This is a genomic window from Roseivirga pacifica (genome assembly GCF_900111145.1).
Lineage (GTDB): Bacteria > Bacteroidota > Bacteroidia > Cytophagales > Cyclobacteriaceae > Roseivirga > Roseivirga pacifica.
Genome location: NZ_FOIR01000001.1, coordinates 1,091,623 through 1,107,047, shown reverse-complemented (window position 1 = coordinate 1,107,047; position 15,425 = coordinate 1,091,623). Strand labels below are relative to the sequence as shown.

Below are 15,425 nucleotides of genomic sequence, written 5' to 3'. Positions count from 1 at the left end.
ATGCGAAGCTAACCCGATATGCCCAATTTTTTATTATTGAAGACATAATATGTAATGACATACTTTCAGTACCCTCAATATAAAAAATGGCAAACATTATAATTTAATGGTTAAGTTTGGGCGTTTTTTATATGCGCTAAAAAGTTACCGATGCTTTAATTATGTCTAAAACCTGTAAAAGCACAATTCTTCCTTTCCTCTTACTTTTCTGCTTAGGGTGCTCCAAAAATAGTGTTGATGAACAAGTTATTTTTTGGGATGACTTTGAACAGACTAACAGCCCAGAAGTTAGCTCAGATGTTGGTTACTACACATACCATAACGCTGATGAACGTTATATTGAGTTCAATGGCTCGAGAAACCTTGGCCAATTTGAAAGGGGAGGCATAACGCTAAATTTAGGAGGCATTCCCGAGCATGACTATTTGAGAATAAGTTTTGACCTCTACATTCATGACAAATGGGAAGGAAATGGTGAAAGAGGAAATGGCGAAGACGTATTTATAATGAATATAGATGGTGCCACTTTATACTTTTCTTCTATTATAAACACCAAGTGCCAAACCCAAAACTGTGAAGGCGTACAAAGTTTTCCTGACATTATCAAAACCACCGATAACCCAGAAAATGCCGAAGTAAAAGATGCTTCCCTACCAGGTCTTTGCCATTATAAAGGAGAGATAGGCGGTAGCAAGCTCATTCAAATTGCTAAGCGATACCCACACGCGGCAAGTGACCTAAAGCTTAGAATTGCAGCTGACATAAAAGATGCAGGACCAGACCTCTGCTATAAAAGTTGGTCAATAGATAATTTGAAGGTAACAAGCGTAGAACTCCCTGAGAGATAAAAAATTATGACGAGTAATCGACTGGCTTTTTTGCTATTAATCTTAATAAACAGCGTAAGTTCCTTTGCTCAAGGACAATTGGCCATTGGTTCTGCAGGAATAGAAGACTTCTATCGCAGACAACAGCTCATAGGCGAATACGATAGTACGGTGTCATTTTTAATTCGCCCGATTAGCAATAATAACTTTAAGTCTAACAATCCATATTTATTAGGTAACTCTACAAAGGAAAAAAATAAACTAATCTTACTCCCATTAATTTCTCAATCCAAATACGCCAACAAGCAACCCTATGGATGGAACGATGGGAGCTTACTACCCGTAGGAGGTTACCAGCAACTAATATCGGCTGGTGTTACCGGTAAATTCGGCCCTTTAAACATTCAGCTTAACCCTGAGTTTCATTATGCTCAAAATCTGGATTATGACGGGTTTCCTTTAGACGCAGGCACTACACTTTGGTCTACATATTATAGAAGACAACTAAATTTTATCGATACACCTGAATCGTTTGGAAATGAGCCTATAAATAAACTCATGTGGGGACAAAGCTCTATCAAATTGGAGCTAGGACCAGTTTCAGCTGGTTGGTCTAATCAAAACATTTATTGGGGGCCAGGCAAAAAGAATGCCCTTGTAATGTCTAACAATTCAACTGGTTTTCAACACCTAACACTGAATACCAACAAGGCTATTAAAACTCCAATTGGTCACTTTGAAGCACAGGTAATAGCAGGTAAACTTGAGGGCTCTGGCTATGATCCTCCTAGGGCAAACATGGTAGTTAATAGTGAGTTTATATACAGACCGAGGAGCAAAGATTGGAGATACCTTTCCGGAATTGCAATGACATATCAACCAAAATGGATTCCAAGACTATCTTTAGGCTTTACTAGAGTGGTTCAGCAATACAGTAAAACGGCCAAAGAAAATAATGACTACTTTGCGGCTTTTTCTAACTTGTTCAGAAGCAATGATAAGTTTAATGATATCGTAAGAGATCAGCTAGCTTCAGTGTTTTTTAGGTATTTCTGGACCTCCACAAAAAGTGAATTCTATTTTGAGTTTTCCAGAAATGACACTTCCATTGACTTTAGAGACTTCTTTTTAGAGCCCGGCCATGCAGCCGCATACTTGTTTGGATTTACTAAGCTCTTTCCCTTCCAACAGAAAAAGAATGAATTCATAGAAATGGAACTGGAGTGGACAATTTTACAACAAGGGTCCGGTAGAATTATAAGGGACGCAAGTACATTTTACATTCACAGCCGAGTCCGACACGGTTATACACACAAAGGTGAAATTTTAGGAGCTGGTATTGGCCCGAGTGCAAATGCTCAAACCATTAATGTTAACTGGGTTTCTGGAATGAACAAACTCGGCATTCAACTTGAAAGATATGTGCATAACAATGATTTATATATAGACCTTTTTGAGAATGTAAGAAATTATAGAAGGCATTGGGTTGACATTAGCGCTTTTGTGACGGGGTCTTGGCAGTTTGATGACTTAATTTTAGGAGGAAAAATCGGACTTATAAAATCGCTCAACTACCAGTATCAGTATTATACTACTCCTTCATTTCAGGTAGGATTTGCTGATAAGTATAACTACACGGCTAGTTTTGATGTTATATATTTGTTCTAATGTCAATAAAGAAGAACTACAGCTTTAACCTTCTTAACTCTCTTCTTAATATAATTTTTCCGATTATCACTTTTCCCTATGCGGCAAGAATACTTTCCCCAGAGGGAATAGGTGAAGTGCAATTCATATTTTCTTTTGCACAGTACTTCAGTATTCTTGCAGCTTTCGGCATGCCCATTTACGGAGTAAAGGCCATTGCTTCAGCAAAAGGCAATAGTTCAGAAGAATCAAGAGTGGCTTCTACGCTTATTCTCCTTTCCATCATTACCGCAACCATTGCATTTGCAATATTCTTTGTCAGTGTGCAATTCGTTGCCCCATCTAAAAATAGTTTTGCCACTAACTTAATCGCAGGACTATTAATCCTTTTTGGCTTTTTAAATGTAGACTGGTTTTTTTCAGGCCGGCAAGAGTTTAAGCTCATTGCCCTAAGGTCTTTTATCGTGAAGCTTTTTAGCCTCAGTATACTTTTTTTCTTTGTAAAAGAACCGGAAGACACATTTCCTTACCTGCTATTCTTAGTGTTTCTATATGTTGGCAATTACATACTCAACTTCACCTTTCTGATGAAGAGAATCAAACTTTCTCTGAAAGACATATCGATAAAGCCACACCTCAAACCTCTCACTTTAATATTTAGCATGGCGGTAGCCACAACCATCTATACAACTTTAGATGTAGTTATTCTGGGTCTATTGAGTAATGAGAGACAAGTTGGCCTATATACGGCAGCGGTAAAACTTTCAAAAGTATCTCTACCAATACTTACTAGTTTAGGGCTAGTCGTTATTCCCAAGGCCACTCAAATACTTGCTTCAGGGCCAAACGGAAACAATAAGCTATTCTCTAAATCATTCTCCTTTATAGTGTTACTGGCTGTTCCAATGTGCGCTGGCATATACCTTTTGGCACCAGAGTCTGTAATCCTTTTCTCAGGGATTGAATTTATTGAAGCCGCAGAAGTAGTAAAAGTGCTCTCTCTTTTGCCACTGCTAATTGGTATTGGCCACTTTGCCTCATTTCAAATTCTGGTGCCACTGAATAAAAATGCCGCCATTTCCATTTCAACGTTTGTAGGCGTAATACTCTTTCTGCTAGCCACTTTTTTATTAATACCAAAGTTCGGCAGTACGGGTGCGGCAGTTGCTACAGTATCAACAGAACTAGTTGTCTCAGGGATATACCTGCTATTCATACCAAAAGAACTGCGCCTTCACCTTCCTTGGAAAAAGATCCCATATGCGATTGCCTCATGTTTGCTGTTTATTCCTATCGTTTTATCGCTCCGAGCAAACCTAAATTCTGAACTTATCATTTTCCTATCATCGGTATGCCTATGCCTAGCTTCTTATTTAGCTGTTCAGCATTTTCTATTTAAGGAAGGGCTAGTTAAAGAAGTCTTTGCGTTTTTAAAATCAAGAGGAAGATGAGCAGCAAGGTAACCGTGGTAATGATTACGTATAATGGGCATCAGTTCTTTAAAGAGCAGGCAGACAGCATACTAAATCAGAGCTACAAACCTTATCTATTATACATTCAGGACGACTGTTCTAACCCTGATTTTCAGAATGATTTACTAGCGTATAGCGTAAAACAGCGAGACAAATTGATGCTCAACATTTTAAACAAAAATGTTGGGGTAATTGAAAATATCAAATCAGCAATAGCCAGCAACTCAGACACCTCCTTAATTGCGCTTAGCGATCAAGATGATATATGGAAAAAGGATAAACTCCAGGCCGTAGTTAGCAAAATAGAAGCAAAATCAGGTTTAGATCACCCTCTTTTGGTTTACCACGATGCCGAGATAATAGACAAAAATGGCAAAGTCATTTTACCCTCTTTTTGGGCTTACTTAGGGCAAAATTGGTATGAGCATAGACTAGAAACATTCCTCTTTGGCAACTTTATTACCGGCTCAACAATGGTTTTTAATCAAGCATTAGCCAACTATTCCAAAGATATTCCAACCGATTTAGAAACATTACACGATGCTTGGCTAGGCTTATGCGCATTTTGTTTTGGTGAGGTAGTTCAAATTAAAAAACCTCTGAATCGCTACAGGCATCATGGAAACAATGTTGCTTTTAAAGAACTAAAAACAAAAAATACCCCACTATTTAGCAAAATACGCAACTGGCTAACGGATAGGCAACTGTTAAACGAAGAAGGCAAAATGGTTGAACGCTTTTTGCAAGTCTACAAAGAAGAATTGAGCCAAGACAAACAAGCCCAACTCATAAGGTTTTTAAGGTTAACTAAGCGCCCCCCTATCTTTAGAAGAATTGTAAAGTCAATAGTGTTAAGAAAATACAGGCTTTAGTTTCTTCGCAATTTTTGAAAAGCAGTATAGTACTGTTCTACCACATACTCCCATGTATATTTCTTGGTAATACCTTTTGGTGAGTTTTGCTTGAGCATGGCCATTTCCGAAGCGTTCGCTTCCATGCTATTAACCAAATGTGTGACTGACTTGGCATTTTTCTCAAAAAATCGGCCGAATTCCCCTCCATTGAGCATCTCCTGATTAAAGGCTGTATTTAAAGCCAAAATTGCCGAACCGTACGCCAATGCCTTCAACATTGTTGGGTTTGTACCGCCATATTCATGCCCATGAAAATAGCCAAAGGCCTGATGATAAAGCTCGGCCAATTCATTTTGATTGGTTACATAGCCTGTAAAGACCAACCTTTCATCGCTGATCCCTTTGATTTTTGAAGCATATTCATCGGTATAAGGCACATCTCCCACTACTACAAGCTTTTTACTAGAACCGGAGTTAATAAAGCCTTCAATTATCAAATCTGCATTGTTATCCGGAATTAGCCTTCCAACAATTAAATAGTAATCGTTTGATTTAAGCTCCCACTTTTCGATTAGCTCTGGAGCCTTTGATTTTCTGATTATGCCACCGTAAGCAATTACTTCAGAGTCAACATGAAAGGTTTCCTGATAAACCCGCTTCATTTCCTCTGAATCGTTGATAATTAAATCATAAAACTTAGTTGCTTGCTTTGCCGACCATTTAAAATACTTGGCTCCCAAGCCTTTCCACTTTGGCCTTAACCATTCCAAGCCATCAACATTTATGGCTGTTGGAATTCTAAAGAGTTTTGAGATTAGGCCATAAGGACCATTTGCAGCATTTACAACAAATAGCACATCGGGCTTATTAAAAATGAGATGTATGAATGAAAGCAGTGAATGTAACAGCTGACTCAGCGACTTTGTCTCTACTGTAGGAATGTAAGCCAAGTTAACACCATTCACCGTTTTAGGCCTTTCACTAAAAAGTCCCTTATGGCAATAAACCGTTACCTCTACTCCCTTTTCTACCAGTCCTTCTGCTAAATGCTTAATAAGCGTTTCGTATCCGCTATAAACATAAGGATACCCTCTTGAGCCAATAATTGCTACTTTCATTAAAAACCGAATCTCTTTTTGAGCTTATTACTGCAAAAAAGCTCTACATATTTAAAGGTAAAACTACTCACTAGAACAACTAATAACAGAGTTACTCCCCCTCCTAAAAAGGATAGCAACGGGGTAGGTTCTATCTTCAAAACCCTCCAAACAATTTGATGGAATACCCAAAGCACAATAAAATGATTGAGATAGAACGAGTAAGAGATTTTACCCAAATATTGCATCCATTTGCGCTTCAAAAAGCCAGAAACAGCGCCCTTTTCGAATGCAAAAACGTATACCCCAAAACTAAACATTACAGGTAATAGTAAATTCCATAATTCGTTTTTGCTAAAAGCAATTAGTCCAAGAGCCGAAAAAACAAGCAAAATGAACCACCATTCCAATCTTTTAATATTTGACCCTACGGTAGACCTACAAGCGTATAATTGATAAACCAAAACACCTGATGAAAAATTAATCCCCCCTCGAACAAAGCCGAAGTCACCGGTATAAAGGTACCTTCCATTAAACACCATAAATAATACGCCACCGCCAATCAGTGCAATAAATGGCCAAGTTTTATTAGGTATCATAAGGCCCACTAAAGCAAAAGTCACATAGGCAATCATTTCTGCAGAAATAGACCAAGAAACGGGATTCATGCCATTGTCGGAAGTGATTATTGGGGTAGAATTCATAAACGTGAGTGGCTCTATTGTCTCCAAAAACAGCGTATTTAGAGAATACCCCTCAGAATTGAAGTTGAAATCTGTAAAATACAAGGCATAAAGCTTTAAGCACACAAAGGCCATTACGGTAACAAAAAGTAGAGGGTACAACCTAATAAACCGCTTTTGGGTAAAGTGCTTAAATGACTGAAATGAATTGACTTTCCCCAAGTAATTGGCGGCAATTACAAAGCCACTCAACACAAAAAAGAAATCGACAAAAGCGTAGGACACTCTAAACACATAAAAACCTGAAAACAAGCTCAATGGATCAAAAAACTCGAGGCTGTAATGATAGAAAAACACCATTACGGCAGCAAAGCCTCGTATACCATCCAATGCCTGAAATTTGTGTACCTTATTCACCACCCGCTAAAGTATCATTTATTAGGGATAACATGCGTCTATCGAATTCGGCTTCTGAAAACTCCCTTTCCAATCTAAGCTTAGCTTCCTTCACAAATTGGCTCAACTTTTCCTCATCCTTAAGCAAACTATTGATGGAGCTTGCCGCGTTTTTTGGGTTCTGATAATCAACGAGCAAGCCTGTTTTGTTAGGCACAATCATTTCGGTTGGTCCGCCTAAGTTGTTTGCGGCTACTGCAGTGCCCACAATTTGTGCCTCAAAAATTACCGTAGGTAGCGGGTCAGGTTCAATTGCCGAATGGTAAAGCAAAGTGCTTTGCTCCAGAATATTTTTCACATCTTCTCTTTGCCCCAGCATAAACACATGGCTCCCTAAGTCCAGCTCCTCAATTCTCTCAGTAACGGTATTCACATAAGCCTCGTAACCAGGCGTGCTAGATCCCACAATCAAAAATTTAAGGTTTGGGTTTAGCTTTAAAAGCTCAGCCGCTACTTCCAAAAAGTACAGATGCCCCTTGTAAGGAATAATACGACTGACATTAGTAATGATGATGTCACTATCTCTTACAGGCAGCCCCTTAGCCGTGCCGACTATATTAGGAACAGTTGTTACACCATTATAAATTCTAACTATCTGATTTGGCTTAAGGCTTGCTTGCCAAAAATCCTTCACACTCTCTGAAACAGCAATAACATTTGAGGAGAACCACCGAAGCATTTTCCCAGTAAGTTTGATATACCGTTTATTTCCGAAAGGAATCTCATGCACATGCCATATATGTTTTTTCCTAGTAGCCTTAGCGGCTATGCCCGATGCCCATACCACTGAAGTATTCGAATAAACCAAAGTAACGCGCTGCGATAGGATAAGTACAATTAAACGGCCAACAGCTATTGACAAGGCAAAAAATCGGTTAACTAACCCCAGCGGGGTTAGGTACTTTTTTCTAAAAACACCAAGGTTGATAATTCGAACGTCAATTCTCAGGATCTTTAGCTTTTCTACCAGTGACCCATGCTCTGAAACAACAAAAACAACCTGCCATCCATTAGCGATTAGCAACTCCACAACCTGTAGAATTATTTTACTGGCGCCATAAAGGTCAGACGAAGAATGGGTGATTAAAATCTTCCTTGGACTCACTTAGCAGTTTTTAAAAACTAACGCTCTACCTTCCTGCTCTTAATTACCTTCGCTGGATTCCCAGCCACAATTGAATATGGCGGAATATCTTTGGTAACAACCGCGCCTGCAGCAATTATGCTACCCTCACCAATAGTTACACCGGCCAAAATCGTGGCGTTACTGGCTATCCAACAGTCGTTATTAACAACAATTTCGGACAACGAAACACCTTGCTCCTTCATGGGGATACTCGTATCACTGTAGTTGTGATTTTCCGCGAACATACTCACTCTTGGCCCCATCATCACATTATTACCAATTGTGACTTTTCCTGAACACCCTATGTAGGAATATGGCCCTATATTAGAATTATCGCCAATAGACATCCCTTCCCCTACTGCTCCCCCGTAAATATTAGACGGCCTAACAATGGCGTACTTCCCTATTGTAACCCTATTGCCAAAATGCATACCACCAAGAGCATTACAGTTTAGCTCAGCACCTTCTTCGATAAGAAAGTTCTTGCCTACAGAAAGTTTATGAGCACTCCTAATTGTAACTCTTCTCCCTACTAATACAAGCCCTTTTGAAGTGGAAAAGAACAACCTTCGCCATACCCCCCTTGTAAACCAAAATGCCAAAGCAAAATAAGCCCATAGCTTACTTTTAGCATCCCAGCCCAAGCCAAAGCGATTCTCTTTATTACTCATTTTTATCGTTCATGATAACTTTGGACAAGTAGTTCTCAAACTTATCAAAATAAGTTTGAAGCGTAAAGAGTGCAAGCCTCTCCTCACCTTTCAAAATCAAATCACTCCTCAACTTCTCGTCACTAACTATGAGGTTCATTTTTTTTATAAGTGACTCTTGATCTTGCATTTGAAAAACCAAAGCAGCACTTCCAGCAACTTCAACGATTGCGCCTTGACTCGAAATAATCAGTGGACATTTTCTTAAAAAAGATTCTAATACAGGAAGCCCAAAGCCCTCATTGATAGAGGGGAGAATATAACCGAAAGCTCTAGCGTAGAGTTGGTCTAACTGAGAGTTAGATATAAACCCTGGAAATAATACCTTGCCTGTCAAACCCAATTTTTCTACCAAACTCTGTACTTCATCATAGTCATCAAAACGACTATTAGGAGCCCTTTTTCCAACCAATATCAATTGAAACTCTTCTTTACTTGAATCCAACCAATTTGCAAATGACTTAACTAGAAATGGTAGTTGTTTTCTTTTCTCGAAAACACCTACATGTAGAAAGAAATTACATGAAACACCGAGTTCCTGCAACCAAGCATCATTTTTCAACTCTTCCTCTCGCTCAAGGTTAACAGGAAGATGAAGAGAGGTTACCCGACTATTTTCGATATTGAGTTTATTAATGAGCTTAATTTTAGAATAATCAGAGATAGTAAGTATTTGACCGTCTTTCCCCAACCCTTTGTTTATTATCCACTTAAAATACTTTAGCCAAAGACCACCGTAGTGTTCAGGTGAATCCCAAAAAAAAGTATCGTAAAAAACAGTTACTTTTTTACACTTTAAGGGTAAAACAGGGCTATAATAATCTGGAGAAAAAAGAATATCAGGCTTGGTGAAAAACACCTTGATGGGAATAATTAATTGCTTCCAGAGTAAAAGCTCTAACTGAGCCATTACACGAAACAAAACCCAAGGCTTTCTTCTATAGTTTGGTTTTAAAAGCTTTTCTATATCAGCAGGATAAAGTGTATAGTCATGAGTTTTTGGAGCGTCCGACTTTACCCACTTTGCCAAGTCTTTCATGTAGCTGCCAATTCCCGTTTGCGCTACATAAAGATGATGCATGTCTATTAGTACTTTTTTTCTTGCCGACAAGAGATTGTAATTAAGCTAGAAAGCTAGGTTCTAAAATATTGAGCAATATGTTAGTCTTATTTCAGTAGACCATATATTTTCGTCACAATCTTTAACTACATGAGCAAAAAAGCACTAATTACAGGAATTAACGGTCAAGATGGAGCATACCTTGCACAACACCTATTGGACAAAGGATATGAGGTTTACGGAGCAGACAGGAGAAGAGTAGATTCCGCAATTTGGAGGCTTAAAAGGCTGGGTATTGACGATGATGTAAAACACGTATACTTAGACCTACTAGAATTCAGTAATATTTTTAGTGTTATAAGAGATTTAGAACCTGATGAGGTGTATAACCTAGGGGCACAAAGCTTTGTTGGTGCATCTTTCGATCAGCCCATACTTACAGCCGAGATTGATGCCATAGGGGCTCATAGAATACTAGAAGCCATAAAAACTATTAACCCAAGCATTAAATTTTATCAAGCTTCAACAAGTGAAATGTTTGGAAAGATAACTTCTTCTCCTCAGAATGAAGACACCAAGTTTCATCCACGGAGTCCATATGGTGTTTCGAAGCTTTACGCACACTGGATTACCAGAAACTACAGAGAATCGTTTGGCATTTTTGGCTGCTCAGGAATACTCTTCAACCATGAATCTCCTTTACGAGGAATGGAATTTGTTACCAAAAAGATTGCCTATGCAGTTAGCGAAATTGAAAAAGGAAACAAGCAGCACTTGTCTTTGGGGAATTTGGACGCCAAACGCGACTGGGGTTTTGCCCAAGAGTACGTAAAAGGCATGCATGCCATGCTACAACATTCAACAGCAGATGATTACGTTCTAGCCACAGGTGAATCTAAAACGATTAGAGAGTTTGTTGACCTATGTTTTAAGGTAGTCGATAAAGAGATTTTATGGGAAGGTTCTGGTCTTGATGAAAAAGGAATAGATAAAGCTTCTGGAAAGGTTTTGGTAAATGTTTCTCAAGAATTTTTCAGACCTGCTGAGGTTGATGAACTGAGAGGAGATTTTACCAAAGCTAAAAAAGTGCTAGGCTGGGAACCTAAAGTTGGACTTGACAAGCTTGTTGAAATTATGATGAATTACGAGCTTAAAGGAGAGATCTAATTCAAACCTGCTGAGTTAACAAACCTTGCTGTGACTCCGTGCTCTTGTGATTAAGCACCGACAAGCGTTGAATGCTATAACCCACCATCCACCAAGAAAGGTAGGCCACCGCATTGTAGATTTCTGCATTTGCCGTCATTAACGAAAGCAAGAATGCTACTTTAAATGTGGTGGTTATAAACGGCACAACCTGATCTTTACCTGTTGATGATTTAAATACCTTTTTTGATAATGTAATTGACTTAACAGTCAACCACAAATAGAGCAACATACCCAATACTCCGAACTGTACTCCAAAAACGATAAACTGATTCTCCCCACCAACTTGTAAGGCCTCATCTACCCCACCTGCATTTCCGCTAGTAGCCATCCCTATTCCTTCGGGATTCGTGACCATACTTTCGATGCCAATTACCCAGTCCAGCACGTGCCCCATGCTTGAGGGGTCCGCAAAAGTAATTGTATCAATTATAAAGAACCTCAAATCTTGGCTTCCAAAGAAAAAAGGAATAAGAATGAAGAAGAACATCAAAACGCATGCTCCTAAAATATACCTCCAATAACCGTACAAATAACCAATGTAAACTAGCATTAAGAAGAAAGCGGCAATTGGTGCTCTAGAAAACGAGAAAAACAGGCAGCAAAAAGCCATTATGCCCGCAAAAACATACAGCAGCCTCAACCTCATGTTAGTTCTATAGAGGATAAAGGCGGCACTTATGGCTAGAATCGCCACAGTTGCCATTTCTAACGGACTAGCAAAAATAGAAGCAAACCGTTTGGCTCCACTACTGGCCTGAAAAGTATATTGAAGACCAAACCTTCCTGTTGGCTCACCTCCTTTTGCAATCACATAATCAGTATAACCTATTACCGACTGAAAATGTGTGTAAAGCAGTTTTTCTAACAATGCTACCGGAAAAGCAACTACAATAATCATTAATATTAAATGCGCCAGCTTCACCACATGGTTCTCATTAATCTGGGCGTTTCTACCCAAAAAATACATCAGTGCAAGCACTAAGAGGTTTTTCAGATAAATGGTCTTATTGGCGAAAGATGCCTCCCCAATAGGCAGAATATAGAATGCTAAAACAATCGCCAGAAAGAATAATGCGACATAATCGTATCGATATAAGCGAAACTCATAAGTAAAAATATTTCGCTGATAGAACAACCATGAACAGATAGCAATAAGCAGGAAAAGCTCCTTTAAGTAACTAATTGCTCCGGCAATTTCTACACTCCCGGTAACATCAAATACAACAATTTGTAGCGTTGCATTAAAAGAAAGGAATGCTACCAGAAAGTAAACCACATAAAACACTTCTCCTTCAAAAACAATCTTTTTGAAGCAGTGATAACCCAAAAACGCAAGTGGGCCACCAAGTAATAAAAGTGTAATTAGTGAAATCAACTTATAACCTATCCTTTAATACCATCACGAAATCCTTTGAGCGTCATTCTTAATTTATTTGGCCTATTCCTAAGCAAATAATAGCATGCAAAAATTGCTGACCGAATTGCGTAATAACCAAATCCAAGTGGTTTAAAATACCAAGGAACGAATTTTCTTACCAAATACAGGTGGTTTCTCACATTCAAATATTGACGAAATGGTGATCGATACCCTTCAGTCGTTCTGACTTTGCTTTTGTCCGAAGCACTTTCATGATGATAAATAACTGCACTTGGCACAACCTTAAGAGCGTACCCAGCTTCTTTGGCTCTTAAAGACCAATCTACATCCTCGCATAAAACAAAATATTTATCGTCCAACAGACCTATTTCTTTAAAAACACTAGTCTTTACGAATAAACAACAGCCCGTAAGCCAATCAACATTGTAAGCTTTAGCGCTCTGCACTAAAAGGTCTTCTTTACCAGCCCCAATAGTCTTAGCCTTGCCAAATGTTGTGTTAAACTTCCCACCCAAACTCCAAATATGCTTAGAATCCACCTGAAGTATTTTTGGCTGCACCGCTCCAGTTTCATTCTCTTGAATTTCAGCAACCAGAGGATCCAAAAAATTTGGCTCCACCAAGGTATCATTGTTCAGTAGCATTATAAGGTCAAACCCTTGGTCAATCGCATATTGAATGCCTACATTGTTGCCCCCAGTAAAACCAAGGTTTTCCCCGTTTTCGATAAGATGAATTGTATCAATTCCTTTGAGTGGATTAACTTGTGACGGCTCACTCCCATTATCAACCACTATAATCTTTAGACTTCTATAGGAGACAGCCCTTAGCGATTCAATACAATCGAGCGTGTATGCTAAGCCATTCCAGTTTACTAGTATTATGGCTACTAATGGTGTTTGAACTAGTCTTTCCACCACCTATCTAGATCAAGATTAAAAGACTCACCTAACTCTGCCTTCATTGGTTTAAAATGTATTCTTAAAAGCTCCAAGGCTGCTTCATTATCGCTATTTTCTTTTTCACCAAATTGAAGTTTAGCATATACTTTTTTGACTTGGGCTTTAAAAGGCAATCTATATCCAACGGCACCAAACAGCTTATAGAGTATGTAATGCAGTTGGCCATTTTTTACCGCAACCGTTTCATTCTTCGACTCACTCTCGGGCTCAAAGCCAATGGAGTTAAGTCCCAAAAAACCAAGAACCTCTTTTAAAACATGCTGTGTATTAGACATGAGGTCTTCAAAGAGTATAACCTTAAGGTTTTCTTCGGAAATCGAATCTTTCCACCTCTTTAAATATTTGGCATAATTCGAAAAATCAAGCTCATTAGAAAGTGAATAAAACGCCTTTTCATCACGGCAGTGTTTGCGTATTGAGTGGTAGTCTTCATTAATCAAGTAGCCAACATAGTCTTCAAATTGCATTGTTGGTTTTACTGCGCCAATATTATGCTTAGTGTAACCATATGAAGATAATATTCTCTTTGCCGGATCTCGCAACACCACAATCGCCTTAGGCTTTACACTAGCGCTCTCTACTATTTTTAGAATATCATTCTGATAAATAGTCTGAGATGTACCATCAAGTAACAGCTGTGAACCATCAACCTCATAAAAATCTATATAAGCGTTTTTAGCAGTGAGCGAAGACTTTTGATTATACGGGCAGGCATCATCTACATAGTAGAAAGGCTCCTTGGGGTTTGACGCGTTAATACCAGCATGTTGAGCCAATAAATCGAATAAAAACGTAGTTCCCGACTTTGGAGTTCCTGCCAAAAAAATATCGGGTAATATTAATTGCTCAGTGCCAATCATAGCACATATTTATTGGTGCTCTTCTTCCTTTAAAGCAACTCGTAACATTCTCACTCCCGTAAAGTAAATCAAGGCCAAAAATCCTCCAACAAGACCACCGACCACAATAGTTTTGGCAAGTTTCCACTGATTATCCTTTAGAGGCAGAATTGGATAATCAATGATCTGAATTAGTGGCATTTTGCTACGGTGCGACACTTTTGCAATCTCTAAATTCTTCACCACAGTCTCATACATTGCAGAACTAGCAGCAATATCAACCATAAGCTTTTGCTCTTCTACCAATGGTGTTTTGTAAAGTGGGTTTCGGTTGGGTGCCGACTCTTGCACTTGAGCAAGTCTCAACATAGCTGCTTCCAACACAAGTTTTACACTGTCCGCCTGTTTTTGTAAAATAGCTAAGTTCTCGCCAGATTTTTTGGTTCGAGTTTTTGTGTAAAACGAATTCACATTCTGCACTAAAGCATCATTAAATCGTTTGGCAAACTCTTGGTACTCATCAGTAACATTTACATTCAGTATACTCAGTTTTCTATTTGGTTTGGAAACAGCCAAATAGTCTTCTCTGATCATATCCGTAAACTCTAACAATAAGCTATCATGCTGAATAGTAAATTGCTCACGGGGTATACTAAAGCTTATGTTTTCCAACCCTTGTTCACCTTCCCACTCTTCTCTCAATTCATTTTGTTCAATGAACTTGTTCACCAGTAGGTCGCCTCCTTTTCTAAAAGGCGCTTCGGTTAGCATGGTTTCTGAAATCATTCTATGTGAACGATACAACTCTTGGATATTATCAATCTGGAATAGGTCATTTGATTCGGAAAGCGCTCCTCCCAAATTTACTCCCGCCAAAGACGCCAAAGAAGACAGATCTCCCAAACCAGCGCCTCCATTCTCCAAAACAAAACTAGTTGTGGCCGTATATTTTTTAGTTTTAAGGCCATTATAAGCAACCAATACGACTGCAAATGCCGCTGCAAAAACTAAGAACCATAACTTCTTACTCCATAAAAAAAGGAGGTAGTCTTTAAGTCGACTGATAAGTTCTTGAAGTGTTATTTGATCTGACTTTGTAGACATT

The 15,425-nt window shown here is 38.8% G+C and carries 14 protein-coding genes; 5 read left to right on the top strand and 9 right to left on the bottom strand.

Annotated features, from left to right (window positions below):
* Nucleotides 1-161 precede the first annotated feature (161 nt).
* Genes BMW98_RS04895 through BMW98_RS04880 form a run of 4 tightly spaced genes read left to right on the top strand, consistent with a single transcriptional unit; the run spans nucleotide 162 to nucleotide 4,818 of the window.
* Nucleotides 162-848: a hypothetical protein gene (locus BMW98_RS04895; RefSeq protein ID WP_090257391.1), complete on the top strand. Its 687-nt coding sequence runs from the start codon at nucleotides 162-164 to the stop codon at nucleotides 846-848.
* A gap of 6 nt (nucleotides 849-854) precedes the next feature.
* On the top strand, nucleotides 855-2,495 hold the full coding sequence (locus BMW98_RS04890) for a capsule assembly Wzi family protein (RefSeq protein WP_090257390.1): 1,641 nt from the start codon (nucleotides 855-857) through the stop codon (nucleotides 2,493-2,495).
* Nucleotides 2,495-3,925 carry a flippase gene (locus BMW98_RS04885; RefSeq protein WP_090257388.1) on the top strand — a complete coding sequence of 477 codons (1,431 nt, stop codon included), beginning with the start codon at nucleotides 2,495-2,497 and terminating at the stop codon, nucleotides 3,923-3,925. The genes BMW98_RS04890 and BMW98_RS04885 overlap by 1 nt, the downstream gene beginning before the upstream one ends.
* Entirely contained in the window at nucleotides 3,922-4,818 is an 897-nt protein-coding gene (locus BMW98_RS04880; RefSeq protein WP_090257386.1) for a glycosyltransferase, read from the top strand. The genes BMW98_RS04885 and BMW98_RS04880 overlap by 4 nt, the downstream gene beginning before the upstream one ends.
* Here BMW98_RS04880 and BMW98_RS04875 read toward each other — a convergent pair.
* From BMW98_RS04875 to BMW98_RS04855, 5 genes are read right to left on the bottom strand one after another with little or no spacing between them, the layout of a single operon-like run.
* Nucleotides 4,815-5,918, bottom strand: coding sequence for a DUF1972 domain-containing protein (locus BMW98_RS04875; protein ID WP_090257384.1), 1,104 nt, complete (start codon nucleotides 5,916-5,918; stop codon nucleotides 4,815-4,817). The two genes, BMW98_RS04880 and BMW98_RS04875, sit on opposite strands and share 4 nt — an antisense overlap.
* Entirely contained in the window at nucleotides 5,918-6,997 is a 1,080-nt protein-coding gene (locus BMW98_RS04870; RefSeq protein WP_139177418.1) for an acyltransferase family protein, read from the bottom strand. Before BMW98_RS04870 ends, BMW98_RS04875 begins: the two co-directional genes overlap by 1 nt.
* Nucleotides 6,990-8,141, bottom strand: a complete 1,152-nt coding sequence (locus BMW98_RS04865; protein WP_090257380.1) for a glycosyltransferase family 4 protein — start codon at nucleotides 8,139-8,141, stop codon at nucleotides 6,990-6,992. The genes BMW98_RS04870 and BMW98_RS04865 overlap by 8 nt, the downstream gene beginning before the upstream one ends.
* 17 nt (nucleotides 8,142-8,158) lie before the next feature.
* Nucleotides 8,159-8,833 carry an acyltransferase gene (locus BMW98_RS04860; RefSeq protein WP_090257378.1) on the bottom strand — a complete coding sequence of 225 codons (675 nt, stop codon included), beginning with the start codon at nucleotides 8,831-8,833 and terminating at the stop codon, nucleotides 8,159-8,161.
* Nucleotides 8,826-9,911 (bottom strand): glycosyltransferase family 4 protein, encoded by a 1,086-nt coding sequence (locus BMW98_RS04855; protein WP_162844681.1) that lies wholly within the window; start codon nucleotides 9,909-9,911, stop codon nucleotides 8,826-8,828. The genes BMW98_RS04860 and BMW98_RS04855 overlap by 8 nt, the downstream gene beginning before the upstream one ends.
* A gap of 171 nt (nucleotides 9,912-10,082) precedes the next feature.
* Between BMW98_RS04855 and gmd the strand changes: the two genes are divergently transcribed.
* A complete protein-coding gene (gene gmd, locus BMW98_RS04850) occupies nucleotides 10,083-11,099 on the top strand; it encodes a GDP-mannose 4,6-dehydratase (protein ID WP_090257375.1) in 1,017 nt (338 codons plus the stop codon).
* 1 nt (nucleotide 11,100) lies between these two features.
* On the opposite strand, the gene BMW98_RS04845 is transcribed toward gmd, so the two are convergent.
* The 4 genes from BMW98_RS04845 to BMW98_RS04830 are packed head-to-tail and all read right to left on the bottom strand — an operon-like array spanning nucleotide 11,101 to nucleotide 15,424.
* Entirely contained in the window at nucleotides 11,101-12,516 is a 1,416-nt protein-coding gene (locus BMW98_RS04845) for an O-antigen ligase family protein (protein WP_090257373.1), read from the bottom strand.
* Between the two features lie 8 nt (nucleotides 12,517-12,524).
* Complete coding sequence (locus BMW98_RS04840; protein ID WP_162844680.1) at nucleotides 12,525-13,436, bottom strand: glycosyltransferase family 2 protein; 912 nt, start codon at nucleotides 13,434-13,436, stop codon at nucleotides 12,525-12,527.
* Nucleotides 13,424-14,341: a sulfotransferase family protein gene (locus tag BMW98_RS04835; RefSeq protein WP_090257369.1), complete on the bottom strand. Its 918-nt coding sequence runs from the start codon at nucleotides 14,339-14,341 to the stop codon at nucleotides 13,424-13,426. The genes BMW98_RS04840 and BMW98_RS04835 overlap by 13 nt, the downstream gene beginning before the upstream one ends.
* 9 nt (nucleotides 14,342-14,350) lie before the next feature.
* Nucleotides 14,351-15,424, bottom strand: a complete 1,074-nt coding sequence (locus tag BMW98_RS04830) for a hypothetical protein (RefSeq protein WP_090257368.1) — start codon at nucleotides 15,422-15,424, stop codon at nucleotides 14,351-14,353.
* Nucleotide 15,425 lies beyond the last annotated feature (1 nt).

Excerpts from the sequence above, each read along its gene's own strand:
- BMW98_RS04895 (WP_090257391.1), top strand. The coding sequence starts at position 162 with ATGTCTAAAACCTGTAAAAGCACAATTCTTCCTTTCCTCTTACTTTTC.
- BMW98_RS04890 (WP_090257390.1), top strand. The coding sequence starts at position 855 with ATGACGAGTAATCGACTGGCTTTTTTGCTATTAATCTTAATAAACAGC.
- BMW98_RS04885 (WP_090257388.1), top strand. The coding sequence starts at position 2,495 with ATGTCAATAAAGAAGAACTACAGCTTTAACCTTCTTAACTCTCTTCTT.
- BMW98_RS04880 (WP_090257386.1), top strand. The coding sequence starts at position 3,922 with ATGAGCAGCAAGGTAACCGTGGTAATGATTACGTATAATGGGCATCAG.
- BMW98_RS04875 (WP_090257384.1), bottom strand. The coding sequence starts at position 5,918 with ATGAAAGTAGCAATTATTGGCTCAAGAGGGTATCCTTATGTTTATAGC.
- BMW98_RS04860 (WP_090257378.1), bottom strand. The coding sequence starts at position 8,833 with ATGAGTAATAAAGAGAATCGCTTTGGCTTGGGCTGGGATGCTAAAAGT.
- BMW98_RS04855 (WP_162844681.1), bottom strand. The coding sequence starts at position 9,911 with ATGAAAGACTTGGCAAAGTGGGTAAAGTCGGACGCTCCAAAAACTCAT.
- gmd (WP_090257375.1), top strand. The coding sequence starts at position 10,083 with ATGAGCAAAAAAGCACTAATTACAGGAATTAACGGTCAAGATGGAGCA.
- BMW98_RS04835 (WP_090257369.1), bottom strand. The coding sequence starts at position 14,341 with ATGATTGGCACTGAGCAATTAATATTACCCGATATTTTTTTGGCAGGA.
- BMW98_RS04830 (WP_090257368.1), bottom strand. The coding sequence starts at position 15,424 with ATGTCTACAAAGTCAGATCAAATAACACTTCAAGAACTTATCAGTCGA.